The 25831-nt window shown below is 66.9% G+C and carries 22 protein-coding genes and 1 pseudogene; 12 read left to right on the forward strand and 11 right to left on the reverse strand.

Going from position 1 to position 25831, the window contains the following annotated elements:
• Positions 1 to 79 precede the first annotated feature (79 nt).
• The 6 genes from AC1Z3O_RS29600 to AC1Z3O_RS29625 all read left to right on the forward strand — a co-directional run bounded on the left by AC1Z3O_RS29600 (position 80) and on the right by AC1Z3O_RS29625 (position 6643).
• Positions 80 to 349, forward strand: a complete 270-nt coding sequence (locus AC1Z3O_RS29600) for a hypothetical protein (RefSeq protein WP_483520060.1) — start codon at positions 80 to 82, stop codon at positions 347 to 349.
• A gap of 279 nt (positions 350 to 628) precedes the next feature.
• The gene (locus AC1Z3O_RS29605) at positions 629 to 1387 is read left to right on the forward strand and encodes a DUF3348 domain-containing protein (protein ID WP_483520062.1); all 759 of its coding nucleotides are present in this window, start codon (positions 629 to 631) and stop codon (positions 1385 to 1387) included.
• A 10-nt stretch (positions 1388 to 1397) separates the two neighbouring features.
• Positions 1398 to 4538, forward strand: a complete 3141-nt coding sequence (locus AC1Z3O_RS29610) for a DUF802 domain-containing protein (RefSeq protein ID WP_483520064.1) — start codon at positions 1398 to 1400, stop codon at positions 4536 to 4538.
• The gene (locus AC1Z3O_RS29615) at positions 4535 to 5182 is read left to right on the forward strand and encodes an OmpA family protein (RefSeq protein WP_483520065.1); all 648 of its coding nucleotides are present in this window, start codon (positions 4535 to 4537) and stop codon (positions 5180 to 5182) included. The genes AC1Z3O_RS29610 and AC1Z3O_RS29615 overlap by 4 nt, the downstream gene beginning before the upstream one ends.
• Complete coding sequence (locus AC1Z3O_RS29620) at positions 5175 to 5846, forward strand: DUF2894 domain-containing protein (protein WP_483520067.1); 672 nt, start codon at positions 5175 to 5177, stop codon at positions 5844 to 5846. The genes AC1Z3O_RS29615 and AC1Z3O_RS29620 overlap by 8 nt, the downstream gene beginning before the upstream one ends.
• A 149-nt stretch (positions 5847 to 5995) precedes the next feature.
• Positions 5996 to 6643: a DUF2459 domain-containing protein gene (locus tag AC1Z3O_RS29625; RefSeq protein ID WP_483520069.1), complete on the forward strand. Its 648-nt coding sequence runs from the start codon at positions 5996 to 5998 to the stop codon at positions 6641 to 6643.
• Positions 6644 to 6741: 98 nt separating this feature from the next.
• On the opposite strand, the gene AC1Z3O_RS29630 is transcribed toward AC1Z3O_RS29625, so the two are convergent.
• Positions 6742 to 7656: a LysR substrate-binding domain-containing protein gene (locus AC1Z3O_RS29630; protein WP_483520071.1), complete on the reverse strand. Its 915-nt coding sequence runs from the start codon at positions 7654 to 7656 to the stop codon at positions 6742 to 6744.
• 78 nt (positions 7657 to 7734) lie between these two features.
• Here AC1Z3O_RS29630 and AC1Z3O_RS29635 point away from each other — a divergent pair, with 78 nt between their 5' ends.
• From AC1Z3O_RS29635 to AC1Z3O_RS29645, 3 genes are all read left to right on the forward strand, one after another.
• On the forward strand, positions 7735 to 8982 hold the full coding sequence (locus AC1Z3O_RS29635) for a CaiB/BaiF CoA transferase family protein (protein WP_483520073.1): 1248 nt from the start codon (positions 7735 to 7737) through the stop codon (positions 8980 to 8982).
• On the forward strand, positions 8979 to 10124 hold the full coding sequence (locus tag AC1Z3O_RS29640; protein ID WP_483520075.1) for an acyl-CoA dehydrogenase family protein: 1146 nt from the start codon (positions 8979 to 8981) through the stop codon (positions 10122 to 10124). The genes AC1Z3O_RS29635 and AC1Z3O_RS29640 overlap by 4 nt, the downstream gene beginning before the upstream one ends.
• Before the next feature lie 511 nt (positions 10125 to 10635).
• On the forward strand, positions 10636 to 12051 hold the full coding sequence (locus AC1Z3O_RS29645; RefSeq protein ID WP_483520077.1) for a purine-cytosine permease family protein: 1416 nt from the start codon (positions 10636 to 10638) through the stop codon (positions 12049 to 12051).
• 77 nt (positions 12052 to 12128) lie between these two features.
• On the opposite strand, the gene hutC is transcribed toward AC1Z3O_RS29645, so the two are convergent.
• Positions 12129 to 12842 (reverse strand): histidine utilization repressor, encoded by a 714-nt coding sequence (gene hutC, locus AC1Z3O_RS29650; protein WP_483520079.1) that lies wholly within the window; start codon positions 12840 to 12842, stop codon positions 12129 to 12131.
• 222 nt (positions 12843 to 13064) lie between these two features.
• Between hutC and hutU the strand changes: the two genes are divergently transcribed.
• Positions 13065 to 14762 (forward strand): urocanate hydratase, encoded by a 1698-nt coding sequence (gene hutU, locus AC1Z3O_RS29655; protein ID WP_483520081.1) that lies wholly within the window; start codon positions 13065 to 13067, stop codon positions 14760 to 14762.
• A 134-nt stretch (positions 14763 to 14896) separates the two neighbouring features.
• Positions 14897 to 15055: pseudogene (locus tag AC1Z3O_RS29660) on the forward strand (arginase family protein); the annotation flags it as partial.
• 40 nt (positions 15056 to 15095) lie between these two features.
• Here AC1Z3O_RS29660 and AC1Z3O_RS29665 read toward each other — a convergent pair.
• The 5 genes from AC1Z3O_RS29665 to AC1Z3O_RS29685 form a co-directional block, all read right to left on the reverse strand.
• Positions 15096 to 15248: a hypothetical protein gene (locus AC1Z3O_RS29665; protein ID WP_483520083.1), complete on the reverse strand. Its 153-nt coding sequence runs from the start codon at positions 15246 to 15248 to the stop codon at positions 15096 to 15098.
• 225 nt (positions 15249 to 15473) lie between these two features.
• On the reverse strand, positions 15474 to 16733 hold the full coding sequence (gene alaC / locus AC1Z3O_RS29670) for an alanine transaminase (protein WP_483520085.1): 1260 nt from the start codon (positions 16731 to 16733) through the stop codon (positions 15474 to 15476).
• A gap of 78 nt (positions 16734 to 16811) precedes the next feature.
• Positions 16812 to 17342 carry a 2-thiouracil desulfurase family protein gene (locus AC1Z3O_RS29675; protein ID WP_483520086.1) on the reverse strand — a complete coding sequence of 177 codons (531 nt, stop codon included), beginning with the start codon at positions 17340 to 17342 and terminating at the stop codon, positions 16812 to 16814.
• A gap of 89 nt (positions 17343 to 17431) precedes the next feature.
• Positions 17432 to 18790 (reverse strand): DUF1501 domain-containing protein, encoded by a 1359-nt coding sequence (locus AC1Z3O_RS29680; RefSeq protein ID WP_483520088.1) that lies wholly within the window; start codon positions 18788 to 18790, stop codon positions 17432 to 17434.
• Positions 18791 to 18812: 22 nt separating this feature from the next.
• Entirely contained in the window at positions 18813 to 20387 is a 1575-nt protein-coding gene (locus AC1Z3O_RS29685) for a DUF1800 domain-containing protein (protein ID WP_483520090.1), read from the reverse strand.
• Between the two features lie 329 nt (positions 20388 to 20716).
• On the opposite strand from AC1Z3O_RS29685, the gene AC1Z3O_RS29690 reads away from it, so the two are divergent.
• Positions 20717 to 22114: an amino acid permease gene (locus tag AC1Z3O_RS29690; RefSeq protein ID WP_483520092.1), complete on the forward strand. Its 1398-nt coding sequence runs from the start codon at positions 20717 to 20719 to the stop codon at positions 22112 to 22114.
• On the opposite strand, the gene AC1Z3O_RS29695 is transcribed toward AC1Z3O_RS29690, so the two are convergent.
• From AC1Z3O_RS29695 to AC1Z3O_RS29710, 4 genes are all read right to left on the reverse strand, one after another.
• The gene (locus tag AC1Z3O_RS29695; protein ID WP_483520094.1) at positions 22111 to 23058 is read right to left on the reverse strand and encodes a bestrophin family protein; all 948 of its coding nucleotides are present in this window, start codon (positions 23056 to 23058) and stop codon (positions 22111 to 22113) included. The genes AC1Z3O_RS29690 and AC1Z3O_RS29695 overlap by 4 nt on opposite strands.
• Before the next feature lie 216 nt (positions 23059 to 23274).
• A complete protein-coding gene (locus tag AC1Z3O_RS29700) occupies positions 23275 to 23595 on the reverse strand; it encodes a zinc ribbon domain-containing protein (RefSeq protein ID WP_483520096.1) in 321 nt (106 codons plus the stop codon).
• Positions 23596 to 23669: 74 nt separating this feature from the next.
• On the reverse strand, positions 23670 to 24902 hold the full coding sequence (gene fmdA, locus AC1Z3O_RS29705; protein ID WP_483520098.1) for a formamidase: 1233 nt from the start codon (positions 24900 to 24902) through the stop codon (positions 23670 to 23672).
• Between the two features lie 139 nt (positions 24903 to 25041).
• Complete coding sequence (locus AC1Z3O_RS29710; RefSeq protein WP_483520099.1) at positions 25042 to 25554, reverse strand: AmiS/UreI family transporter; 513 nt, start codon at positions 25552 to 25554, stop codon at positions 25042 to 25044.
• Between the last annotated feature and the right edge of the window lie 277 nt (positions 25555 to 25831).

The following is a 25831-nucleotide window of genomic DNA, read 5'->3' on the forward strand; positions in this document are numbered from 1 at the left end:
CGGCTTGCGGCCCCCGCCGCCGAGCCGGGCGCGCGGCGGGCGGAACGCCGCCGCGCGGCAACGCAAGGACATCAAGGGCATGAGAAGGCTCGGGTACAAGATAATGGGATGTTCGGTGGGCATGGCCATCCTCGGCCTGCTGGTCGCGATTCCCTTCAGCGACATTCCGGGCAATCCACACCTGTTCCGCATGATGCTCGAGGGCTACCGGATCCACCTGATCCGGTACGCGGGCGCCCCCAACGGCTACCTGATCAATATGAGCAGCGGCGACTGGCTGCTGGTCTGCTTCGGTGTCTTCATCACGGGCGTCGTCATCGCGGCGCTCGGCCACGTGCGCCGTACCTAGTCCACTGAATCACTGAAATTGGTCGGTGCCTGCCACGCCATGCGGGCTCATCGCGTCGTTGCAAATGCTCGCAATAGCCGTGCTATTGCTGCGCTTTGCGCCTAGCGCTGATTCCCGCATGGCATGTCCTTCACCTCCCATTTCAATGATTCAGCGGACAGGCGCAGCAGCACCCCTGGCGCGATCGCTGCCGGGCCGGTGCCCGGACCTGTTGTATGCACGCACAGTGGGTCCGCCGCCGGCGGGAGTGTAAACTGCTGGATTTTTTGCTCTGGCGGTATGCTGCAAATACCACGGCGCACAGGCGTAAGCGGCCCGGCACTCGTTCGCCTGCTGGCGCGCCTGACCGACGCCGACGTTCCCGAATCCACACAGTCGCTATCGGACCGGCTGAGCGAATGGCTCGGCTGGACCGACGCCATTGCCTTGTCCACGGCGCTGAAAGGCAGTACTCCGGCTGTGCCATCCGGTGCGCGCGCCTTGGCCAGCGCCCAGGAGCGCGAGTGCGCCCGCGTGCGGTCGGCCTTGGCCGAGGCCATCACCGACGAGCGCGCGTTTGCCGCCCGGCGGCGCGTACCGGCGCGTGCGCCCGCCCAGCCGGATGCTGCGGAGGCGGCAGTCGACTACGCCACCTATCGCCAGCGCTATCTCGCCTTGCAGCAGACCATGGAGACGGGCATCGGCCAGCTGCGCGGCCGCCTGCGGACGGAGCTGGCCACGCGGATGCCCGGCATGGCCAAGCTCGCGATGGTGGATGCCGTCATGGAGCGCGTGCTGGGAGCGCGCGAGCGGAGTCTCCTCGGCGCCGTACCGGCGATGCTCGAGGCCCATTTCGAGCGCTTGCAGCAGGCCGAGCAGGCGGCACTGGCCGACGCGCAGGCAGCGCGGGATCCGGCAACGGCAGCGGCAGCGGCAGCGGCCGCCCCCGGCGCATGGCTAAGCGTCTTTCGCAACGATATGCAGAGCGTACTGCTCGCCGAGCTGGAGATTCGCTTCCAGCCGGTCGAGGGGCTGCTCGCGGCGCTTCGCGCCAGCTAACCAGGACATCATGACCAGATACCTCACCCCTATTGCAGTCTTCCTGGCGGGACTGGCCGTCGTGTGCTGGATCGGCGCCGGCTACGCGGGCTCGAACGCGCTGGCGCTGACCGTCACCCTGCTGATCGGCGCCGTCTACCTGACAGGCGCGTTCGAGCTGCGGCGCTATCACCAGGCCACTGTCACGCTGGCAGAGGCCATGGCAGGCGTGTCCGAACCGCCGGCCGACCTCGGACACTGGCTGGACCGGCTGCATCCCAGCCTGCGCAGTGCGGTGCGCCTGCGCATCGAGGGCGAGCGCACTGCCCTGCCCGGACCGGCGCTGACGCCCTATCTGGTCGGCCTGCTCGTGCTGCTCGGCATGCTGGGCACGTTTCTCGGCATGGTGGCCACGCTGCGAGGCACCGGGATCGCGCTGGAAAGCGCCACCGACCTGCAGGCAATGCGCGCCTCCCTTGCGGCGCCGGTCAAAGGCCTCGGCTTTGCGTTCGGCACCTCGGTCGCGGGCGTGGCCACCTCCGCGATGCTGGGGCTGCTGTCCACCCTGTGCCGGCGCGAGCGTATCCAGGCGGCGCAATCGCTCGACGCCGGGATCGCGACTACGTTGCGTATCCATTCGCTGACCCATCAGCGCGAGGAAGTCTTCAGGCTGCTGCAGCAGCAGTCCGAGGTGATGCCCACCCTGGTCGACCGCCTGCAGGCCATGATGACGGCCATGGAACGGCAAAACCAGGCCTTGACCGATCGGCTGGCAGCCAGCCAGGACGCCTTCCACGGCAAGACCGAGGCGGTGTACGAACGTCTGGCGTCGTCCGTGGCGCAATCGCTGAAAGACAGCGTCGCCGAGAGCGCCCACGCAGCCGGCGCGGCGCTGCAGCCGGCGGTTGAGGCCACCATGGCAGGCCTGGCACGCGAGACGGCATCGTGGCGCGACAACATCTCGCACGCGGTGACGCAGCAGCTGGACGGACTGTCGACCCGCTTCGCCGCCACGACCGCAACCGTGGCGGACACCTGGAACCAGGCGCTGGCGACGCACCAGCGCACGAGTGAGGCGCAGGCCAAGGATCTGCGCGCCTCGCTGGACGGATTCGCCGCAGCCTTCGAGCAAGGCTCGGCCAGCCTGCTGGACAGCGTTTCCGGCCGCCTCGATGCCGCGGCCTCCAGCGCTTCGGCAGCGTGGGACCGCGCGCTGTCCCAGCACGCAAGCGTCAGCGCAAAGGTGGCGGGCGACAACCAGCAAGCCCTCACGGCAGCGGCGGCAGCGTTCGAGCAGCACTCGGCATCACTGCTGCGCGAGGTAGGCGAGTCGCATGCCGGCCTGCAGGCGGAACTCGCGTCGCGCGACGCCCAGCGGCTGGCGGCGTGGACCGAGACGCTCGGCACGATGGCAGCGACACTAGGCATGGAGTGGGAGCAGGCGAGCGCGCACGGTGCCAGCCGCCAGCAGGAGATTTGCGAGGCGCTGGCGCAGACCGCGCGCGATATCTCGTCCGAGACGCAGGCGCATGCCAGCCGCACGCTCGCCGAGATCGACCGCCTGGTGCAGGCCGCTGCGCAAGCGCCCAAGACCGCAGCTGCGCTGCAGGCGGAACTGGCAGCGCGGGACGAACAACGGTTTGCAGCATGGACCGACACCCTCGGGTCGATGACCATGGCGCTGCGCCAGGAATGGGAACAGACCAGCGCACACAACGCAAGCCGGCAGCAAGCGATCTCCGAGACTTTGGCGCAGACCGCGCGCGACATCTCGTCCGAGACGCAGGCGCACGCCAGCCGCACGCTCGCCGAGATCGACCGCCTGGTGCAGGCCGCTGCGCAAGCGCCCAAGACCGCAGCTGCGCTGCAGGCGGAACTGGCAGCGCGGGACGAACAACGGTTTGCAGCATGGACCGACACCCTCGGGTCGATGACCATGGCGCTGCGCCAGGAATGGGAACAGACCAGCGCGCACAACGCAAGCCGGCAGCAAGCGATCTCCGAGACATTGGCGCAGACCGCGCGCGATATCTCGTCCGAGACGCAGGCGCACGCCAGCCGCACGCTCGCCGAGATCGACCGCCTGGTGCAGGCCGCCGCGCATGCGCCCAAGACCGCGGCCGCGCTGCAGGCGGAACTGGCGGCGCGGGACGAACAACGATTTTCAGCATGGACCGAGACCCTCGGGTCAATGACCGTGTCGCTGCGCGAGGAATGGGAACAGACGAGCGCGCACAACGCGAGCCGACAACAAGCGATCTGCGAGACATTGGGCCAGATGGCGCAGGACATCTCGTCCCAGACGCAGGCGCACGCCAGCAGCACGATTGCGGAGATCGACCGCCTGGTGGAGGCCGCCGCCCAAGCGCCCAAGGCCGCGGCCGCGCTGCAGGCGGAACTAGCGACGCGGGACGAACAAAGGCTGGCGGCGTGGAGCGAGACCCTCGCCGCGATGGCCACGGCGCTGCGCGGCGAGTGGGAACAGGCGAGCGCGCACGCCACCAGCAAGCAGCAGGAGATCTGCGAGACGCTGGCCCAGACCGCGCGCGACATCTCGTCCCAGACGCAGGCCCACGCCAGCAGCACGATCGCGGAGGTCGCCACGCTGGTGCAGGCCGCCACGGCAGCGCCCAAGGCCGCCGCCGAGGTCATCGCCGAGCTGCGGCAGAAGCTCACCGACAGCATGGCCCGCGACAACGCGATGCTGGAAGAGCGCAGCCGCCTGCTGGAAACCCTGGAAACGCTGCTCGATGCCGTGAACCACGCCTCCACCGAGCAGCGCACGGCGGTCGATGCGCTGGTCGCCACGACGGCGGATCTGCTGGATCGCGTCGGCACCCAGTTCACGGACAAGGTCGGGACCGAGACCGGAAAACTTGCCGCCGTCGCCGCGCAGGTCACCGGCAGTGCCGTCGAGGTGGCGAGCCTGGGCGAAGCATTCGGCATGGCCGTACAGTTGTTCAGCGAATCGAACGACAAGCTGACGGCCCACCTGCAACGCATCGAAGCTGCGCTGGACAAGTCCATGGTACGCAGTGACGAGCAGCTGGCCTATTACGTGGCGCAGGCCAGGGAAGTGGTCGACCTGAGCATGCTCTCGCAGAAGCAGATCCTCGAAGACCTGCGGGGCCTCGCCGGCCGGCCGGCATCCACCAGCGCCGAGGCGGCATGAGAGAAGACATCGACGCCGGCGTGGAGCCGTCGGTGCCGACATGGGCCGTGTTCGGCGACCTGATGTCGGTGCTGCTGGGCGCCTTCGTGCTGATCCTGCTTGGCACGATCGGCGTGCAGCTGGAGCTCTCGGCCAGGCTGGAAGACGAGGTCAAGCACCGGCAGGAGGAAATGCAGCGCCGCGAGACACTGGAGAAGGCGCTGGCCGGACCGCTGGCGGGGGGCCGGGTGACCCTGGTGAACGGGCGCATCGGCATCAACGGCAGCGTCCTCTTTGCCCTCAACTCCGACCAGTTGCAGCCGGAAGGCCGGGAGATCCTGAAGAGCCTGGCCGAGCCGCTGTCCGCCTATCTCCGCTCCCGCGACGAAATCCTGATGGTGAGCGGCTTTACCGACGACCAGCAGGTCCGGGAAGGCAACCGCCGCTTTGCCGACAACTGGGAACTGTCGGCCCAGCGCGCATTGACCGTGACGCGAGCCTTGATCGATGCAGGCATCCCGCCCGGCTCGGTCTTCTCGGCGGCGTTCGGCGCCGAGCAGCCCATCACCTCGAATGCCGACGCCGAGGGGCGGGCCAAGAACCGGCGCGTGGAGATCGCGCCGGTCCCGCGGGTCTCCATGGGAACGGCGAAGCCCCATGCGTAGCGAGGGGATGTCCGACACCCGGTCACGGCTGGAGGCATGGCGCGAAGGTGGCGCCGATCGCCTCGATCCGGTCCGCTTTCGTTTCATGGAGGCGCTGGCACGGCGGGCGGACGGCCATGGCGGCGAGGCGCGGCAGCGGCTGGAGGACAGGCTGTCGACCTTGCTCGCGGCCTATGGCGACGCACTCGAGAGCGCCGCAGGCAAACCCGGGCATGCCGGGGATCCCGGCCTCCCGGCACTGCCGCGCCCGCCTGCCCGCGGCCCGCTGGCCGAACTCGTCGACCATGTCGCCAGCCAGGCGCAGGCCAAGGGCGACGTCCCCGTAGCGCGTGCCCCCCTGCCCCGGCGCACCGCAGCGCCCGAGCCGGCCGTGATGGACTACTTCAGGGACACCTGGTCCAGGATCCGCACCAGCCGGCAGTTGGAGCAATCGCTGCAGCAGGTGCCCGAGCACGCCGGCCCGCTCAACTCGCGCCACCTCATGCATCGCTCGCTCTCGCTGATGCGCGAACTGTCGCCGGAGTATCTCCACCAGTTCCTGTCATACGTCGACGCCCTGGCATGGCTGGAGCAGATGAACGGCACCGAGGTCTTGCCAGGCAAGGACAGCGCTCGCGGTGGCAGCGCCAGGAAGAAGCCGCAGGCGCGTGGCAAGCCGCGCTAGCCTCCGTGGCAAGCCACGCTAGCCGCGTCAGCCGCGTCAGCCGCCGGCGGCAGGCTCGCTTCGACCTACACTCATGAGGGGGCCCGGCCTGCTTCCCCCCTTTCGGCCCGGGCGCGAATTCGCGAGTTCAAACAGGAGCCGGCGCGCCCTTGCCAACCTCCGATCTACTCAGGCTCTTGCCGGCCGGCGCCATCCTGTGGCTCGTCGGCTGCGCCTCGCTCCCCGCCCCGCCACAGGACGCGCCCGTGGCCAGTATCGCCGTGGTCGAGCGCGGCTGGCACACCGACGTCTGCCTCCGCTATGAGGACGCCGGGGCGCCCGTGCAAGCGCTGGCACACGGCTTCGACGGTGCGCGCTACCTGTGCTTCGGCTTCGGTGAACGCCAGTTCGTCATGGCGCGCCAGCACGGCGTGCTGGCCATGCTCTCGGCCTTGCTGCCCAGCCGCGCAGCCCTGTTGATGACCGTGCTCAATGCGCCGCCAGACGCCGCGTTCGGCCAGCCCAGTGTCGTCACCCTGCAGGTAGGCCGCAGCGGCCTGGAGGGCCTGCAGCGCTACGTGCGCGACTCTGTGCAAAACACCGCCGACGGCGAGCCTGTCCGGCTAGGCGAAGGCCCCTATCCGGGCAGCCTGTTCTTCGCAGCCACGGGTACCTATGATGCCTTTTTCACCTGCAATACCTGGACGGCCAGCGCGCTCCAGGCGGCAGCGCTGCCGGTTGACGCCAATACCCTGCTTTCCGGCGCCCTGATGCGCCAGGCGCGCGAACTGTCCCGGCGCCAGGCGCCCGTCGACTAACCGGCGGTAACGCCATCATCGCCGCCGTGGACATCCCGATCGCGACGGCGGTGTGCCTAACGCCGCCCGCAGTGGCCGCGCCATAGAGACGGACGCCCTCAGCCCAACTGCGCTATCGCAGGCTCTAACACTTTGTGCACGATGGATACAAAGGGGCCCGCAAGCGCAGTACGAAACCTCGTCTCTGCCGGGTAGGCAATTGCAACTGCCTGGGTCGCGAGCGGCCCCCGCAATGGACGGCAGGCCAGCCGGCGACCATCCTGGCAGCGGTCATGCACGGGCCGTGTCGTCAGCAAGGATACGCCTAGTCCATTCGCCACCAGAGACCGCACCATTTCCAGAGACGACGTTTCATAGGCGATGACCGGCGTTACCCCGGCATCGCGGAACAACGACAGGAAGTACTCGCGGCTATGTGGAAGATTGATAAGTACCAGTGGCTCGTGAGCCAAGGCGGCAAGTGTCAGGCTTGCGCTGGCGGCAAGCCGATGGCGCCACGGCAGCAGAGCATAGGGCGTCAGATCTGCTACATGCTCCAGGGTGACACCCGCGCGCGCGAGGCCAAGGTCATACAACAAGGCGACATCGAGCGCTCCCCGCTCCAGCATTCGCGTAAGGTCTTCCGCATTGCCTTCGTGCAATTGCACCTCGATAGCCGGGTGTGCGACACGCAATTGCGCAAGGATGGCCGGTAGCCAGCGTGGCGCAAGCGTGCTCAGGCAACCAACGCGCAGCAGGCCAGCCAACTCGGTGGATCGCGGACCCTCCAGCGCTCGCGCCTGCGCGAGCAAGGCATGTGCCTCCTGATGACGCGCCGCGCCAGCAGCGGTCAGCGCGAGCCCCCGGGCATGCAGGCGGACGAAGAGCGTCTCTCCCCACAGGGCTTCCAGATCGGCGATCGCTTTCGAGATCGACGGCTGCGAAACACTCAGTGACTCTGCCGCACGGGCAGCGCCCCCGTATCGCGCGGCAGCCACAAAATACTCGAGCTGCCTCAGGCTCATGTGAATCATTTTTTTGAATCCAGTTGATCACAAAAGAATATTTTTATTCTATTCAGATTTGCCCGAGCATGCAGGGATTCCTTCCCCATGCAAGGAGCAACTTTGACGACAACTTCCACCTCGCGGCCGCTTGACGGAGTGCGCATCCTCGACTTCACCCGCGTACTCGCCGGCCCCATGGCCACGGCTCTGCTTGCCGACCTGGGCGCCGAAGTCATCAAGATCGAACCACCACAGGGCGACGACTATCGCTCCATCGGCCCAATGGAGAACGGCGAAAGCGCGCTCTTCACGGTAATGAATCGCAACAAGAAGAGTCTGGTGCTGGATCTAAAGTCGCCGGACGCGGTGCGGGTCGTTCACGAACTCGCGATGCAGGTAGACGTCGTGGTGGAGAACTTCCGGCCCGGCGTCGCGGAGCGACTCGGCATTGGCCCCGCCACGCTGTGCCAGCTCAACCCCGCGCTCGTGTATGTGAGCATTTCCGGCTTCGGCCAGACCGGGCCGCTTGCCCATCGGCCTGCATACGACATCGTGGTGCAGGCAATGAGTGGATTGATGGAGGCCACCGGCGATCCCGACGGCCCGCCAACACTCGTAGGCGAAGCCGTTTCGGACGTGGTTGCGGGCCTCTTTGCATCTTGGAGCACGCTTGCGGCATTGCTCCAGACGCGGCGCACTGGCGTGGGCCAGCACGTCGACGTGGCCATGTTCGACACCACACTCGCATTCCTGGCGACGTCCGTGGCGCGGTATCTGTTCACTGGCCGTCCTGCGCGCCGCGTGGGCAACCGGCATCCGCTGTCGGCCCCATTCGGCGTGTATGCCGCAGCAGACGGGCATTTCGCGCTCGCTGTACTGAACGAGAAACTCTTTGCGATGCTGGCCCAAACGATGGAGCAGCCGGGCCTTGCCCAGGAATCCCGGTTCGCCAGCGATGAATTGCGGTCAGCAAACGAACCGGCTCTGCGTACGGCCATCGAGACCTGGGCCGCAGCGCTGGGTGTCGACGAGGTAATTCGCCGCCTGGAGCAGGGGGGCGTGCCTGCCGCGCCTATCTGGAACATCGAACAGGCGCTGGCGTCTCCGCAGGCGATCGAACGCGGCCTGCTGACTGCGGTGACGGACGAAGCGCTGCCTGGCTTGCGCCTGCCGACACAACCCGTGCGTTTTGGAGGCGCCGCTCCCAATCGCGCGGAGCGAGCCCCCCGGCTAGGTGAGCACACCGATGAAGTGCTGGGCGCGCTTGGCTACGGCCTGGATCGCTTGGAGCAACTCGCAGCGTCGGGCGTGCTTGGACATCTGCATTCCATTGCAAAGGAGACCTTGAAATGACTTCCCCTCGTTTTGGCATCACCGCTGACGATCAGACTTTGGCCGACGCCATTGACCGCTACGCGCAAGAAAAACTGGCGCCACGTGCCCGCGAGATTGACGAGCTCGCGCTGTCTGCAACCTGTCACGTTCCCGAGCTTGCCAGCCTGGGCGTGATGGGCATGAACATTCCCGAGCGCTTTGGCGGTCCCGGCGTCTCGCCGACCGCCATGCTGCTGTCGCTGGTGGCCATATCGCGCGCCTGCGCGGCCACGTCGTCGATGATCGGCGCGCATTATCTCGGCACCGACGCCATCCTCATCGGAGGCGACGACGCCCAGTGCGAGCGATGGCTGCCAAAGTGCGCGCAAGGCGAGTGGCTTGCCGGCTTCGCGCTGACCGAGCCGCGAGGCGGCTCTCACCCGGCGGACCTACGCACGAAAGCGGTTCGGGACGGCGCCGACTATGTCATCGATGGCGTGAAGCACTTCATTTCCAATGCCGGCGAGGCGGACCTGCTCGTGGTCTTTGCCAAGACGGACATGGATGCGGGGGCCAGGGGTGTCAGTGCTTTTGTCGTTCCGACCAACACGCCCGGCATCCATGTTTCTTCGCCCGAAAAGCTGATGGGCATCCGCGGCGGCCATGCCTTCGAGGTGGCCTTCGAGGGAGTCCGGGTCCCCGCGGACCACCGCCTCGGCAGCGAAGGGACCGGATTCAAAACGGCAATGAAGGTACTCGACAACAGCCGCCTCGATGTCGCGGCTACGTCATTGGGCATCGCGGAAGCCGCTCTGGCTGCGGCGATCGCGTGGGCAAAGGACCGCCGCATCGGCGGTGAGGCGCTGGCCGAGAAGCAGGGAATCCAGTGGATGCTTGCCAATATGAAGCTGCAACTCGACGCGTCGTGGGGACTGACGATGCAGGCCCTTGCATTACGAGAGGCTGGCCAACCGTTCACCCTGCAGTCCGCCATGGCGAAACTGCATGCGTCCGAAATGGTGGCATTCGTTACCGACACCGCGCTGCAAATCCATGGCGGGTACGGCTTCACGCGCGAACTGCCCCTCGAACGCTACGTGCGCGATGCGCGCATCCTGCGCATCTATGAGGGTTCGTCGGAAATCCAGCGTAACATCATCGCGCGCACGTTGCTGGCATGAGCCAGCCCCCCCCAACCCCGTGACCGGCTGTCGGCCCTGCTGCACCAGGGCCGGCACCACAGCCTCGACATGCGTCGCCATGCCCCGGTTTCGATCAGCCACGACTCGGTGGTCGGCTATGCCTGTGCTGTCGAACCGGGTCTCCAGCTGGATCCCCCGGTTGACCTCGTCAGCTGTGTCGACGACTGACAACGTCGCCTTGCGCGTCCTGTTCTGGACCATCCAGCGCAGGATGCGGGGCACGGCATACAGAACCTAGGGCGCCCATGCTTCCTAGGGTTTTCCTTAGAAACAAAGTGCTCGGTGCGCCATTGCGTTTCGGGTGGCATCTTCGTATAGTTGTATATACATGTTTAGACATGAATGATCATATGGCATGCGATTGATCAACGACGGGCAGGAATGAAGTAAAGAGCACGCGACACCGGCTTCTGCCGTTGCATGGCGTGCCAAACGCTTCGCCGGGCGAGGTCCGCCTGACACCAGCCTGGGCAAAGCACAAGGAGACAGAATGGCAGTACAAATGGAACGGCGCACCATCGAGTTCATTCCTCATGGGGAGCGCCATGGCACGCCCTTCGGGCAGTTCACGCTATGGTTCGGCGCCAATCTGCAAATTACGGCAATCGTCGATGGGGCGCTCGCCGTTGTCTTCGGTGCGGACCCGCTCTGGGCCGTCATCGGTCTGCTGATTGGCAACATCTTCGGGGGAATCGTCATGGCCCTGCACTCGGCGCAGGGTCCGGGCATGGGCATTCCGCAGATGATTTCGAGCCGCGCACAATTCGGCGTGTACGGTGCCTGCCTGCCATTGGTACTCGTCATCCTGATGTACCTTGGTTTTGCCGCTACCGGGACGGTGCTCTCCGGCCAGGCCATCAACAAGATCATCGGTGCGGATACGCCCGCGGTCGGTATCCTCATCTTCGGTGCGCTCACAATGCTGGTGGCCACCGTGGGCTACAAGCTCATCCATACGCTCGGGCGAATCTCGAGCATCGTCGGCGCCATAGGTTTCACGTACCTGGCCGTGCGCCTGTTTGCCACGGGTAACGTGCCAGTTCTCCTCGGCATGAAGCCGTTCGAATGGCCGACGTTTCTCCTCGCCGTCGGCCTGGGCGCGGGCTGGCAACTGACCTTCGGGCCGTATGTGGCCGACTATTCGCGGTACCTGCCGCAAAGCACGAAAGTCAGCAGCACGTTCTGGTGCACCTTGCTGGGAAGTGTCCTGGGCTCGCAATGGTCGATGACCATCGGCGCACTGGTTGCGGCCGCCTGGGGCGCGACGTTCCTCAAGTCGCAGGTCTCCTTCATCGGCGACCTGGCCGGTGGGGGTGCCGTGGCCGTGCTGATCTACGTGGTGATCGTCACTGGCAAGCTTGCGGTCAACACGCTCAACGCATACGGCGGCTTCATGACAATACTCACCACGGTCACCGCATTCACGGGCACACGTCGTGTGACCGGCTTCGTGCGCGCACTGTTCATCTTCAGTTTTATTCTTGCTTCCGTACTCGTCGCGCTGCTGGCCTCCAAAGACTTCCTGGCAACATTCCGGGACTTCGTCCTGTTGCTGCTGATGGCCTTCACGCCGTGGAGCGCCATCAACCTGATTGACTACTACCTGGTCTCGAAGGAGCGCATCGACATTCCCGCGCTCTATGACGCCGATGGGCGCTATGGACGTTGGAACTGGCCGGCACTGCTCTGCTACCTGGTGGGCGTCGTGGTACAGATTCCGTTCCTGGCGCAGCACATGTACACCGGCCCGCTGACCCGGGCGCTGGGCGGCGCGGACATTTCGTGGATCGTCGGACTGGTTTTCACCGGCTTCATGTACTACGCGCTGGCGAGGAACTCGGCGAAAACACCGGCCCAGACGATCTATCCGGCCGAGACGTATGGGACGGCCGCGGAAAAGGCTTGAGCGTAGCGCTAGAAACGGACTTCGCCGGAAAACCCGGCAGCAGGCATGATGAGCGGCGCTTCGGCGCCGCTCGTTCGTTAACGGTTGAACACACCCTCAATCGTGTAGCGTGTCCCCGGATGCACCATGCGGACCCATGTCACTGGCGCGCCCTGGCTATGCGTGCGGCGCTGGATGATCAGACAGGGTTCGCCGGCATCCACGCTCAGCAGTTCCGCCTCCGCCGGCGTCGGCCGCCCCGCCTCGATCGAATAGCGTGCTTCCAACAACGGTGCAAGCGACAACAGGTACTCGGTCGGCGTGGTACGCGTGAAATCCACAGAAAGGTACTCGGGTGCGGCCGCGGGGTTCACATAGCGGTCTTCGCAGAGAAGGGGCACGCTGTCCTCAAAATGGACAATCAGCGAGTGAAAGACCGCACCGCCAACCGGCAGCCCCATACGTTGCGCCAGTTGAGGACTGACTTCCTCTTGCCGCACAAAAACCACCTCGGCGTGGTGATGGTGACCCCGCTCGGCAATCTCTGTGTGCAAATCCCTGATCGTCAGCGTGGATGACGCCCGATAGGGTTGTGCCGCGAATGTTCCCACACCCTGGACCCGCTCGACGGCTCCCTCGGCCTGCAATTCCCGCACTGCGCGGCTTACCGTCATCCTGCTTACGCCGAACTGCGCCACGAGTTCAGCTTCGGACGGCATCAGCATGCCAGGCGACCACTTGCCGTCGCTTAAACCTTCTTTGAGATAGGCCTTGACGCGAGCGTATGCCGCAGCGGGCGGAGCGTATTTCATGACGGACGGAGTCCCCTCAAAAATCTTCGGTCATCGAGTGCCGGCTTAGGCATTGAGTCAGGCCACTCGCAGAATCGTGTCTAGACAACTATGCAAGTTTACGGGAAAACCCGGTTCAACTGAACTTGAATAATCATGACTATACAAGTATAGTCATGACATCGGATGCAGCCTCGTTCATCACGTCGTACGGGGCACCTGACCAGCCAAGGAGACTGTTGCATGACCACCGCCCTCGATCCCCGCTTCGACCCCACCCGCGAAATCCGTGCTCCGCGAGGCAATCAACTGACCTGCAAGAACTGGCTGGCTGAAGCCGCGTTCCGCATGATTCAAAACAACCTGGACCCCGAGGTTGCCGAGAATCCGCAGGCGCTCGTGGTGTATGGTGGCATTGGCCGCGCTGCGCGTGACTGGAAGTGCTACGACCAGATCCTGGCCTCGCTGAAAGACCTCGAGGCCGACGAAACGCTGCTCGTGCAGTCAGGCAAGCCGGTCGGCGTTTTCAAGACACATGCCGATGCACCGCGCGTGCTGATTGCCAACTCGAACCTCGTGCCGCAATGGGCGAACTGGAAGCACTTCAACGAACTCGACCGCAAGGGCCTGTTCATGTATGGCCAGATGACTGCCGGTAGCTGGATCTACATCGGCAGCCAGGGGATTGTGCAAGGCACCTACGAAACGTTCGCCGAAGCCGGTCGACAGCACTACGGCGGCGACCTCGCCGGGCGTTGGATCCTGACGGCTGGACTGGGCGGCATGGGCGGCGCTCAGCCGCTTGCGGCTACGCTTGCTGGCGCCGTATCGCTGACCATCGAATGTCAGCAAAGCAGCATCGACTTCCGCCTGCGCACCCGGTACCTGGACAAGCAGGCCAAAGACCTCGACGACGCGATTGCACTGATCCAGCAACACACGGCTGCCCGCGAAGCGGTTTCCATCGGCCTGCTGGGCAACGCGGCGGACATCCTGCCGGAACTGGTCAAGCGCGCTCGTGCAGGTGACATCAAGCCGGACCTCGTGACCGACCAGACGTCGGCCCACGACCTGATTCACGGCTATCTGCCAGCTGGCTGGAGCGTCGCGCAGTGGAAGGACGCACAGCGCGACCCGTCGCAACACGCCCGCCTGACGGAAGACGCCGCCAACAGTTGCGCGGCACACGTACAGGCGATGCTTGACTTCCAGTCGATGGGCATCCCAGTGGTCGACTATGGCAACAACATCCGCCAGGTCGCATTCGACAAGGGCGTCAAGAATGCCTTCGATTTCCCGGGCTTCGTCCCGGCCTATATCCGCCCGCTGTTCTGCGAAGGCAAGGGCCCGTTCCGCTGGGTGGCACTGTCGGGCGATCCCGAGGACATCTACAAGACCGACGCCAAGATCAAGGAGCTGTTTCCCGAGAATCAGCACGTGCATCGTTGGCTCGACATGGCGCGCGAACGCATTGCCTTCCAGGGCCTGCCCGCACGCATCTGCTGGCTCGGCCTGGGCGAACGCCACCTCGCGGGCCTTGCCTTCAACGAGATGGTCCGCAAGGGCGAACTGAAGGCACCGGTGGTGATTGGCCGCGATCATCTGGACACCGGCTCCGTAGCCAGCCCGAACCGCGAGACCGAAGCCATGAAGGACGGCACCGACGCCGTCAGCGACTGGCCCCTGCTCAACGCGCTGCTGAATACCGCGGGCGGCGCCACATGGGTCAGCCTGCATCACGGTGGCGGCGTCGGCATGGGTTACTCCCAGCACTCGGGCATGGTCATCGTCTGCGACGGTACCGACGAGGCGGAAAAGCGCCTGGCACGCGTGCTGGTCAACGACTGCGGCTCGGGCGTCATGCGCCATGCCGATGCCGGCTATGAACTCGCGGTGGCAACCGCGAAGAAGTTTGGCCTCAAACTGCCGATGATCAAGTAAGCCTACATCGACAGACCGCGGGATGCGCCGGCGGGTACGCCTTCGCAAGCAGCTGCCGTCGTTCCCGTGGCATCGAATGACCATCAAAAGCCTGACTTCACTACCCACGTCCAACGGCATGTGGACAGACATGTTCGCGCGGACTGTTCCCGCTGGTGCCGGGCGGCGGGCACGAGGTGGCGTTCGGATCGTTTGGCGGCCTGGCGCGGCACCTCGCATCCTTGACGGCCAACGACACACCGCACCCGCCCTGCATTGGCATCGTCAACCTCGATGCTCACTTCGACCTGCGCAACACGAGTCCGACGGTGGCGAACTGATCCGGCGGGAGGACTAGCAGGGCCCAGGGCTGCAAACCGTGGTACCAGGCTGCGGCACCACCACCGTGGTCTTGTCGGGCGGATTCGGATTGCTGCTGCTGAAGGAGATGCAGCCGGCCAACGCCAGCGGCAGCAGCAATAGCAGCACGTGGGCATACCGTTGCATTGCGCTTCCCCCCTGACCCGCCTGCCACACGGAAGCCGGGCACGATGGATAACAATGGTTCCAGTATAGTCAGCGACGCCGGCGCGCCCGCCATGTATGGGTTCATTTCCACCCGCGCTGCTTCCCGCCATGTGCTGCGTGCCTTGCACGCACGGACGGTGCCAGCTGCGAGGCGCCCGCCCGGCGGCCGAGCGCGGCCATCGCGGGCCGCGCTCGCGCCCTGGGTCAGGTGCGCGCCTTGCCTGCGCTCCCCTGCTGGCCGTGCTGCTCGTCGACCGGCACCTTGACCAGCCCGTCGGCGCGGAACATGGCCTTGATGCCGCGCACGGCCTGGCGGATGCGCGATTCGTTCTCGATCAGGGCAAAGCGCACGTACTCATCGCCATAGTCGCCGAAGCCGATGCCCGGCGACACCGAGACCTTGGCCTTGGCCAGCAGTTGCTTGGAGAATTCCAGCGAGCCCAGCGCACGGTAGGGCTCGGGAATACGCGCCCAGATATACATCGAGGCCTTGGGGATCTCGACCGGCCAGCCGGATTCGATCAGCCCGCGCGCCAGCACGTCGCGGCGCGACTGGTATTGCGCGGCGATCTCCTTCACGCATTGCTGGTCTCCCTCCAGCGCGGCGATAGCCGCCACCTGCAGCGGCGTGAAGGTGCCGTAGTCGTGATAGCTCTTGATCCGCGTGAGCGCGGCCACCAGGTCGGGATTGCCCACCATGAAGCCGATGCGCCAGCCCGCCATGTTGTAGCTCTTGGACAGCGTGAAGAACTCCACCGCGATGTCCTTGGCGCCCGGTACCTGCATGATCGACGGCGCCTTCCAGCCGTCGAAGACGATGTCGGCATAGGCCAGGTCGTGCACCACGAAGATGTCGTGCTTGCGCGCCAGCGCGATCACCCGCTCGAAGAAATCCAGCTCCACGCACTGCGCGGTCGGGTTGGACGGAAACCCCAGCACGATCATCTTGGGCTTGGGGTAGCTGCCGCGGATGGCGCTTTCCAGCTCGGCGAAGAAATCCACGCCCGGCGTGAGCGGCACCGAGCGGATGTCAGCGCCGGCGATGACTGCGCCGTAGATGTGGATGGGGTAGCTCGGGTCGGGCACCAGCACGGTGTCGCCGCGGTCCAGCGTCGCCAGCATCAGGTGGGCCAGGCCCTCCTTGGAGCCGATGGTGACGATCGCCTCGGTGTCGGGATCGATCTCCACGTCGTAGCGTTCGCGGTACCAGTGCGAGATCGCGCGGCGCAGGCGGGGAATGCCCTTCGAGGCGGAGTAGCCGTGCGTGTCCGGCCGCTGCGCCGCCTCGGTCAGCTTGGCGACGATATGGGGCGGCGTGGCGCCGTCCGGATTGCCCATGCTCATGTCGATGATGTCCTCGCCACGGCGGCGGGCGGCCATCTTCAACTCGGCGGTGATATTGAAAACGTAGGGGGGAAGGCGATCGATGCGCGCAAAGCGGCGCTTGCCCGAAGCGGCAGACATGGAGTTCCTTTTCAACGTAAGCGCCCGGAACCGTCCGAGCGACGCGTCCTGCCGTTGGTGCGGCAGGCAGCACTCATCTTAGCGAGGAAGATCGCCAGCGGCAAGCACCTCCGCCGCGACCGTCTGCAGCAGAGCGTCGACCTCGTCTTCGTTCCAGACTGTCAGGCCGGCCTCGGCCAGCAGCGCGGCAGCCACACCCTGCCCCGCACGGCGCGCGCCGCTGAAGCTGCCGTCATAGTGCGCGCGGTTGCCGCAGGACGGGCTCAGGGCCTTCAGCAGGGCATGCCGGCAGCCTCGCTCGCGCGCGTGGGCCAATGCCTGGTGCGCGCCCGCGACGAAGGCCGCGCTGACATCGGCGCCCGTGCGCTCGCGCACGACGGCGATACCTGCCAGCACCTGCGTGCCGCTGCCGCCGACGATCTCCGCGGGCGGGCGCGGCGTGGGCAGTCCGCCCATCACCTCGGGACACACCGGCACCAGGTCGAACACCTGGCGCAAGCGCTCCAGCACCGCATTCGGCTGGGCCTTGCCCTGCCCGTCATAGCGCACGGGCCGGCCCAGCAGGCAGGCACTGATCAACAGCGAAGGGCGGGAGGCGGCGGGCAGCATCGGGCGGGGCTCAGACGAACGAGGAAACGAGCGATTATCGAATGCCATTGCCGTGCTGGCAATCGCGCCAGGCATGCGCCCCAGGCGCGCTACACCAGGCCGACATCGCGCGGCCTTGCACCAGGAAACACCTGCGCCAGCCGCCCTTGGTCCAGGCCGTAAAGGCGCTGGAACAGGCCGCCCAGCACCGCACGGTATTCGTTGAGCACGGGCCAGTCCCGGTTCTGGTTGAGCGTGCGCTCCGCCACCTCCACCTGCTCACCGGCGATGCGCCCGCCGTGCACGGCGCCGCCGGCCACCCAGTAGGCTGTGCCGTGGCCGTGATCGGTGCCGCGCGTGCCGTTCTCGCGGAAGGTGCGGCCGAACTCGGAGACCACCACCACCGTGGTCTTGTCCCAGACCGGGCCCATCTCCTCGGCGAAGCCGGCCAGGCCGCGCCCCAGGTTGTCCAGCAGGTTGGCGAGCTGGCCCTGCGCCGCGCCCTGGTTCACGTGGGTATCCCAGCCACCCACGTCGATGAAGGCGAGATTGAACTTGTCGCGCATCAGCCCGGCCATGCGGCGCGCCTCCAGTTCGAAGCCCTTGGCACTCAGCGCGCGCCGGTTGGCCGCCTGCATTTCCTCCAGCCGCGCCGCCATCATTGCGCCGTTGCCCTCGCCCGCCGCCGTCGCGCTGATGGGCGGCATGGACGCGCGGCGCTGCATGGCTTCGGCCTCCTGCGCCACGGTCTGCCGCAACTCGAAGCCTTCGTCGATCAGCGGCTCGAAGCGCGTGCCTTTGTACATCTGCGCCAGCAGCCGCGTCTGGCGCGCATCGAAGGGCGTGCGGCCGGTGCCTTTCAGCGAGACATTGGGCACCTCGCGCGCGCCCGACAGGACGGTCGGCATGCCGTCGGTGAAGGCGACCGGGGCCGCTTCGCCACCCATGGCCTGGGCAAGACGGTTCAGGAAACCGCTGCCCCGACCCACGCCGCCTGCTGCGAGCGCGGAAGGCAGGCCTGCCTCGATGCTGTCCTGCGTTTCGAAATGGCTGCGCGACAGATCGCTGGTACCCGCAAAGGGCAGGAAGGCAAGCTGCTGCCGCTGCCATATGGGCAGCATGCTGTCGCGCAAGGCCGGATGCAGGGCCCAGCCGCCGATGGCGCGCGCGCCGGCATCCGCCTCGAAGCCCGCCGCCAGGGCGATCGCCGCGCCCGGGTCGGGCGGCGCGCCGGTCGCCACGGGGCGCCGGATCGCGATAGTGGGCCGCGTGGCGTAGTAGAAATCGCTGCCTGCCGGCACCAGCACGCTGCAGGCGTCATAGCCGCCGCGCAGGAAGACCAGCAGGAAACGGGCGTCGGCCTGCCGGGGCAGCGCATACGCGCGCGACACGATGCCCGGCCAGGCCAGCGCCGTGCCGGCACTGCCGATGCCGATGGCGGCCCGCTTGAGCCAGCTTCTGCGATTCATCGCTTTCTCCTTGGCGCCCGCGCTATCGCTGCATCCATTCGGGCGAAGCCAGCAACATGGTGTTCCACTCGGCCTGGGTGGCGGCCTGTGCCAGTGCCGCGCGCGTGCCCGCGCCGAGCGTGCCCTCGATGGCGTCGAAATAGACCCGGTTGCCCGGCATCGGGAAGCCGGTGCGCGGCAGCGGCTTGCCGTCGTCGCCCTGGAACAGCCCCGCCGGGCCGCTGCCGATGGCGCGGGCGATCTCGAAGCGCTTGACCAGCTGGCCCGAACTGGCCCAGGCGCTCTCCGACAGCGGGTAGCCGTCCGGCGTCACGCGGCCGTAGAGCGGCTCGCCCAGCTGCTGCAGCCAGTTCACCGCGGGGCGCACATTGGCCACCGGGCGGCCATCGTACGCCAGCCGCAGCGAGGACACCACGAACACCATCGGGTCCTTGAACTTGCGCCCGGCGGTGGCTGCCGCGCGGTCCATTTCCGGCGACAGGAACAGGGTCGTCAGCACCGCGGCGATGTCGCCGTGGCTGCGCGCAAAGGTGCCGGCCATGCGCGCGACCAGCGCCGGTGGCGGATCGTCGGCCAGGAAGTAGGCCGCGAGCTTGGCCGAGAGGAAGCGCGCGGTGGCGGGCTCGGCGGCCAGGATATCGACCGCCTGCTCCACCTCACGGAAGCCGCCGGGCGCGATCGGGTGGCCCAGCAGGGTCTTGGCGCCGTAGTCGTGGCGCGCCGGGTTGAAGGCGAACAGCCCCTGCGCGCGGTAGTCGGCCTGGCGCTGCGGCGGCAGCTTGGGGGGCTGGCCGGTGACGTCCAGCCCCACGCCGGTCAGCACGCGCGCCAGTTCCTGCACGTCCTGCTGCGTGTAGCGCGAGCCGCTCGGCCCGCCCGCCACGCCCAGGGTGTGCAGCTCCATCAGCTCGCGGGCGTAGTTTTCGTTGATATGGCCGGCGGCGCTCTGCGCGTTGTCCAGGTACTCCAGCATCGCAGGGGCGGTCAGCGTGGCCAGCAGCAGGTCGCGGAAATTGCCCAGCGCGCGCGGGCGCACCACCCGCTCCTCATAGTCGCCCAGCGTCCAGCGCACCGCGCCCTTGCCCGCGTACACACTGAAGTGGTTCATCCAGAACCAGGTCATCTGCTCGCGCAACTGCGCCGGCGAGTACAGCGCCCGCAGCAGGTGCCGCCGCGCGCTGTCCAGCACGAGGTCATTGCCCAGCCGGTTGAGGGCATCGCGCGCCTGGCGTTTCTCGTCTTCGTCCGCCAGGCCGTTGATGCGCTGTTGTTCGGTGCGCATCGCGCGATAGCGCTGCGCGCCGTCCATCTGCGACACGCTCAGGCCGGCGATGGCGGCAATCAGCTCAGGCGAGTCCGCCGCCGGCAGCTTTAGCTGCTCTTCGAGGAAGCGCTGGCGCCCCAGTTGCCGCAGGCGGGCGATGCAGGCCTGGTCGGCACCGAAGGTGACGCGGTCCAGCCAGCGCAGGTCCGCGGCGGCGATGGTGGCCTGGGTAGCCGCCTCGGCCCCCCGCTGATCCACTGCGCAGGCGCCAAGCAGGCTGGCCGCCACCATCGGCAGCAAGCACAGGCGCATCTGGCGGAGCATCGCTTCCATCACTTTGGCACCCCTCGCTGGCAAGGTCTCGACACCGCACTGACGCGCCGGCAGCGCCGACGGTTGACCTGTCCGGCGGCGGGCCCGAGCGGCCGGGAGCGAGGAGCCCAAACAAGTCTTGTGCCAGCTTTCATGGCATGGTCGCCACTTTCGCTTTGTGGATTTGCCAGTTTGATGAAACTTCTGCCATCATCCGTCTCCTTTCGGCAGGAGATTGCGCGCGCCACCACGATCTGGTCCGGCGCGCAAGGCAACCCGACTGCCACCCCCGGGGCGCCTGCTTCACAAGGGCCGGCGCCACTGTCGAAACAATCGGAGACAACGAAAACATGGGTGATCACCAAACGTCACACCAGACAGGACAACTGCAACGCGGCCTCGGCGAGCGCCATATCCGCTTGATGGCACTGGGTTCCGCGATCGGCGTCGGACTCTTCCTGGGCTCGGCCAACGCCATCCGCATGGCCGGCCCCGCCATCATGCTGGCGTACATGCTGGGCGGCGCGATGATCTTCCTGATCATGCGCGCGCTGGGCGAGATGGCCGTGCACCATCCCGTGGCCGGCTCCTTCTGCCGCTACGCCCAGGACTACGTCGGCCCGCTGGCGGGCTACCTGACAGGCTGGAACTACTGGTTCGTCTGGCTGGTGACCTGCATCGCAGAGATCACGGCCGTGGGCATCTACATGGGCATCTGGTTCCCCGAGGTGCCGCGCTGGATCTGGGCGCTGGCCGCGCTGGGCACGATGGGCTCGATCAACCTGCTGGCCGTCAAGGCCTACGGCGAGATCGAGTTCTGGTTCGCCATGATCAAGATCGTCACCATCGTGCTGCTGCTGGCGGCCGGTGGCGCACTGATCGTGTTCGGACTCGGCAATGGCGGCGTGCCGATCGGCATCGGCAACCTGTGGGCGCACGGTGGCTTCCTGCCGAACGGCGTCGGCGGCGTGCTGATGTCGCTGCAGATGGTGATGTTCGCCTACCTGGGCGTGGAGATGGTCGGGCTGACCGCCGGCGAGGCGAGCAATCCAGGCAAGTCCATCCCGCGCGCCATCAACTCGGTGTTCTGGCGCATCCTGATCTTCTACGTCGGCGCGCTCTTCGTCATCCTGTCGCTCTACCCTTGGGATGGCATCGGCACCCAGGGCAGCCCCTTCGTCATGACCTTCGAGCGCCTGGGCATCCGTACCGCCGCCGGCATCATCAACTTCGTGGTGCTCACCGCCGCGCTGTCGTCGTGCAACGGCGGCATCTTCAGCACGGCGCGCATGCTCTACAGCCTGGCGCTGCAGGGCCAGGCGCCGCGCGCCTTCGGCAAGGTCGACCGCAATGGCGTGCCGCGCCGCGCGGTGCTCGTGTCGATGGCCGCGCTGCTGTGCGGCGTGGCGCTCAACTACCTGGTGCCTGAGAAGGTCTTCGTGTGGGTCACCTCGATCTCGACCTTCGGTGCGGTCTGGACCTGGGCGGTGATCCTGGTGGCACAGATGAACTTCCGCCGCAGCCTGTCTCCCGCGCAGCGCGACTCTCTGGCCTTCCGCATGCCCTTCTGGCCTTACGGCTCGTGGATCGCCCTGGCCTTCCTGGCGGGCGTGGTGGCGCTGATGGCCTATTTCCCCGACACGCGCGTGGCGCTCTACGTCGGACCGGCCTGGCTGTTGCTGCTGACGGTGCTGTACCGCCGGCTCAATCTCGAAGGCCGCCAGGCCTCGGTGGCTTCGCGCGGCTAGCGCAGCACGTAGTCCACGGCCGCCGGCTGGGCGGGCAGGTCCCGCTCGCCCAGCGTCTCGCGCAGGGTCGCCTCGATCGTCAGTGAGATCGCTTCCAGCGCCAAGTCGTTCTGCGCCGTGCCGAACGGCTCCTCCAGCTCCGCCGCCAGCGCCTCCAGCGCAAAGAAGGTGTAGGCGATGAAGGCCACGATGACCGGCGTCATCGGGCCGATGGAGTCCAGCAGGCCGAATGGCAGCAACAGGCAGTACAGAGAGATGGTGCGGTGGAGGATCACCGCATAGGTGAAGGGGATCGGCGTGCCGGCGATGCGCTCGCAGCCGCCGAGCACCTCGCTCAGGCGCGCCAGCGGCCGCTCCATGGCCGGCACCAGCGCCACGTCGATACGCCCCTGGCGGCGCATGTCGCGCAGCCATTCGCCGGCCATCAGCAGCAGCACGGCCGGCTGGTAGCGCGCCTGCGCCACGCGCTGGCATTCTTCCGGCGGCAGCAGCCGCGCCATGTCGGCCGCCGGCGCCGTGCCGCGCAGCTGGTGCCGCAGCGCGTGGGTAAAGGCCACCAGCCGGTAGACGAAGGGACGCGCCTGGTCTGCCGCGCCATCGCCAACCTTGCCATCCTTGCCCGCGTCGCCATCGACCAGCGTGCAGGCCTGCCGCGCCAGCGTGCGCGCTTCATTGAGCAGCGCACCCCACAGGCTGCGCGCCTCCCAGTAGCGCGCATAGCTGGTGCTGTTGCGAAAGCCGAGGAAGATCGCCAGCGTCAGCCCGATCAGTGAAAAAGGCACGAAGGTCAGCGGGATCTTCCACAAGAACAGCCTGCCATGCAGCAGGGTCACCAGGACGGCGAAGGCGGTGGTCAGGATGAGCTGCAGGGCGATGTCCTGCAGCACCGAGCCGCGCAGCACGAACAGCATGCGCAGCCAGTTGGGGCGAGGGCGAACGATCATCGGTGGCGTCGTGGAGGCGGCGGCGCAGCGCGCCTGTCACGACGTCTCATCCCGCCAGGCGCGGGCGGGCCAAGGCGCGAGCGGGAGGCGCGGCCATCCGCCGGTGCCGCCACTCTAGCATAGCGTGCTCGCCGCCCTGCCCGCCTGGCCCGCGTAGCCACGGCGGACCGCAGGCGGGTCCGGCCGGCGCCTGACCGGCATCCGGCCGACATCCGGCTAATGGCTGATCATCCAGGGGCGCTTGCCGAGGAAGGACTTGGCGCCGCCCGCCTGGGACGCCTTGGCCTGCGCACCACCGCAACCGCAGCCCGGCCCATGGCGGTGTCCCTGCACGCTGACCGGCGCATGGGCGCTGCGTTCGTTGCCCGCGTGGGCGCGGCGCTGGGCCGCGGGCATCAGCGCCAGCATGGTGGCGGCCACCAGCCGCTGCGCCGGCCCGCCGCAGGCGGGGCAGGCCTGCGGGTCGTCGCGCTCGGCCATGCGCCGCACCGCGGTGAACTCGCCGCAGTCGGCGCAGGCGTACTCGTAGATAGGCATCAGCGTCTCTCCGTCCGGATGGATTCGGTGGGTTGCGCGCCGCCCGGGACCACACCGGGACGGCGCGCGGGGGCTCAGTTGAGGTCGGGCGAGAGCAGCACGTCGGCGCCGCCCTTGATGTGCACGGTGGGTCCGTTGGCATCGGGACGGATGTCGAAGTCGAAGATCTGCGTAGGCACCCACAGCGTGGCGCAGGAATTGGGAATGTCCACCACGCCGCTGATATGCCCCTGCACCGGCGCCGTGCCCAGGATGGCGTAGGCCTGCGCGCGCGAGTAGCCGAACTTGGTCAGGTACTCGATGGCGTTCAGGCAGGCCTGGCGGTAGGCCACGTTGACGTCGAGATAGTGCTGCTTGCCGCTCTCGTCCACCGAGATGCCTTCGAAGATCAGGTAGTCGTTGTAGGTGGGCGTGATCGGACTGGGCTTGAAGATCGGATTCTTGATGCCGTACTTGGCCATGCCGTCCTTGATCACGTTCACGCGCATATGGACCCAGCCGGCCATTTCGATGGCGCCGCAGAAGGTGATTTCACCATCGCCCTGGCTGAAGTGCAGGTCGCCGACCGACAGGCCGGCGCCATCCACATAGACCGGGAAGTAGACACGCGAGCCGCGCGACAGGTCCTTGATGTCGCAGTTGCCGCCATGCTCGCGCGGCGGCACCGTGCGCGCACCTTCAGCGGCGGCCTTCTGGCGCGCCTCGCCCTGCAGCTTGCCCATGTGGGCGGTGGGCCCGAATGGCGGGTTGGCCAGCGGCGGCACGCGGTGCGGGTCGGTCTCGATCAGGCCCAGTTCGCGCTCGTTCCAGGTGCGCAGCAGATTGGGATCGGGCAGGCAGCCGATCAGGCCCGGGTGGATCAGGCCAGCGAACTGCACGCCGGGCACGTGGCGCGATGAGGTGTAGACACCATGGAAATCCCAGATCGACTTCTGCGCCTGCGGGAAATGGTCGGTCAGGAAGCCGCCGCCGTTCTTCTTCGAGAAGAAGCCATTGAAGCCCCACTGGCTGTCCGCCTTGGCACCGATATCCAGCAGATCGACCACCAGCAGGTCGCCCGGCTGGACGCCGCGCACGCCCACCGGCCCGGACAGGAAGTGGACGATGGACAGGTCGATGTCACGCACGTCGTCGGCGGACTCGTTGTTCTTGATGAAGCCGCCGGTCCAGTCGTAGGTCTCCAGGATGAAATCGTCGCCCGGATTGACCCAGCAGGCCATCGGGATATCCGGATGCCAGCGGTTGTGCACCATCTCGTTTTCATAGGCCGATTGCTTCAGGTCGACCTTGATGAGGGTATCTGCCATATGCCTGTCTCCTTGCGGTGGGCCCGGTCGATCGCCGGGTGTTGGCCTGGGTTGGAAACAGCGGCCGACGCTACGCTGCGGGCCGCCTGCCTGCACTGCGCATGGGGCGGGCCGTGCCTGCAGGGCCGGCCCGTCCGTCTTACTTGAGCGTGCCGCTGAGCAGCAGGTAGCCGGGCAGCCAGCCGGTGGCGATGCCGGCCAGCACCGTGGCCACGCCGGTCAGCTTGAGGATGGGACGCTGCAGCGCCAGCAGCACGAAATAGAGGAACCACAGCACGCCCCAGCCGACCCAGCACCAGGCGAACCACACGTCCCAGACCGTGGCGGCGTTCTGCAGCGATTCGATGGCCACCGGGATCACGGTGATGGAGACGAACAGGCTGAACCAGCCCAGCCCGCGGCCATCGGCACCGTTGAAGCGGTTCAGCGCCACCCAGAGGTAGGTGAACGTGAACAGCAGCGTGAGTGCCCCTGCCTTGATCGAGGCGATGCCGGCATCGCTGCCGAAGATGAGCTGCAAGGAGACCAGCATGGTCACGCCGCCGGAGAAGATATTGACGACCCAGATCTCGCGGTCGCCGATCCGGCCCAGCAGCCACAAGCCGTTCAGACACAGCACCGCGCCTACATACAGCAAGGTCAGGCCTAGCATGGGGTCTCTCCTCCCGATTGTTCTCGTTGTTCTCGTTGTTCTCGTCGTTCTCGTCGTTCTTGTGGGCCTGCCCGTTCTTGTCGCGCTTGCGAGCCGACGGGCTTGTGCCTCTGCGCCGCGCTGGCCCGGCATGCTGCGGCGCGCCGTGCCCGCGCCGCGACTGCACGCGGCGACGGATCCACTATATGCAGGTGCCAGCCGAGGCGAATCCCTCGCGGCGACGAATCGCGCATCATCCGGCGGGAGGACGCCGCCTCACCCAGCGGGGTGAGGCTTT

The organism is Cupriavidus sp. 09_S30 (genome assembly GCF_056930435.1).

What these genes read in the sequence shown, in the direction of transcription:
- AC1Z3O_RS29600 (WP_483520060.1), top strand. Translation starts at nt 80, where the DNA reads ATGAGAAGGCTCGGGTACAAGATAATGGGATGTTCGGTGGGCATGGCC.
- AC1Z3O_RS29605 (WP_483520062.1), top strand. Translation starts at nt 629, where the DNA reads ATGCTGCAAATACCACGGCGCACAGGCGTAAGCGGCCCGGCACTCGTT.
- AC1Z3O_RS29610 (WP_483520064.1), top strand. Translation starts at nt 1,398, where the DNA reads ATGACCAGATACCTCACCCCTATTGCAGTCTTCCTGGCGGGACTGGCC.
- AC1Z3O_RS29615 (WP_483520065.1), top strand. Translation starts at nt 4,535, where the DNA reads ATGAGAGAAGACATCGACGCCGGCGTGGAGCCGTCGGTGCCGACATGG.
- AC1Z3O_RS29620 (WP_483520067.1), top strand. Translation starts at nt 5,175, where the DNA reads ATGCGTAGCGAGGGGATGTCCGACACCCGGTCACGGCTGGAGGCATGG.
- AC1Z3O_RS29630 (WP_483520071.1), bottom strand. Translation starts at nt 7,656, where the DNA reads ATGATTCACATGAGCCTGAGGCAGCTCGAGTATTTTGTGGCTGCCGCG.
- AC1Z3O_RS29635 (WP_483520073.1), top strand. Translation starts at nt 7,735, where the DNA reads ATGCAAGGAGCAACTTTGACGACAACTTCCACCTCGCGGCCGCTTGAC.
- AC1Z3O_RS29640 (WP_483520075.1), top strand. Translation starts at nt 8,979, where the DNA reads ATGACTTCCCCTCGTTTTGGCATCACCGCTGACGATCAGACTTTGGCC.
- AC1Z3O_RS29645 (WP_483520077.1), top strand. Translation starts at nt 10,636, where the DNA reads ATGGCAGTACAAATGGAACGGCGCACCATCGAGTTCATTCCTCATGGG.
- hutC (WP_483520079.1), bottom strand. Translation starts at nt 12,842, where the DNA reads ATGAAATACGCTCCGCCCGCTGCGGCATACGCTCGCGTCAAGGCCTAT.
- hutU (WP_483520081.1), top strand. Translation starts at nt 13,065, where the DNA reads ATGACCACCGCCCTCGATCCCCGCTTCGACCCCACCCGCGAAATCCGT.
- AC1Z3O_RS29665 (WP_483520083.1), bottom strand. Translation starts at nt 15,248, where the DNA reads ATGCAACGGTATGCCCACGTGCTGCTATTGCTGCTGCCGCTGGCGTTG.
- alaC (WP_483520085.1), bottom strand. Translation starts at nt 16,733, where the DNA reads ATGTCTGCCGCTTCGGGCAAGCGCCGCTTTGCGCGCATCGATCGCCTT.
- AC1Z3O_RS29675 (WP_483520086.1), bottom strand. Translation starts at nt 17,342, where the DNA reads ATGCTGCCCGCCGCCTCCCGCCCTTCGCTGTTGATCAGTGCCTGCCTG.
- AC1Z3O_RS29680 (WP_483520088.1), bottom strand. Translation starts at nt 18,790, where the DNA reads ATGAATCGCAGAAGCTGGCTCAAGCGGGCCGCCATCGGCATCGGCAGT.
- AC1Z3O_RS29685 (WP_483520090.1), bottom strand. Translation starts at nt 20,387, where the DNA reads ATGGAAGCGATGCTCCGCCAGATGCGCCTGTGCTTGCTGCCGATGGTG.
- AC1Z3O_RS29690 (WP_483520092.1), top strand. Translation starts at nt 20,717, where the DNA reads ATGGGTGATCACCAAACGTCACACCAGACAGGACAACTGCAACGCGGC.
- AC1Z3O_RS29695 (WP_483520094.1), bottom strand. Translation starts at nt 23,058, where the DNA reads ATGATCGTTCGCCCTCGCCCCAACTGGCTGCGCATGCTGTTCGTGCTG.
- AC1Z3O_RS29700 (WP_483520096.1), bottom strand. Translation starts at nt 23,595, where the DNA reads ATGCCTATCTACGAGTACGCCTGCGCCGACTGCGGCGAGTTCACCGCG.
- fmdA (WP_483520098.1), bottom strand. Translation starts at nt 24,902, where the DNA reads ATGGCAGATACCCTCATCAAGGTCGACCTGAAGCAATCGGCCTATGAA.
- AC1Z3O_RS29710 (WP_483520099.1), bottom strand. Translation starts at nt 25,554, where the DNA reads ATGCTAGGCCTGACCTTGCTGTATGTAGGCGCGGTGCTGTGTCTGAAC.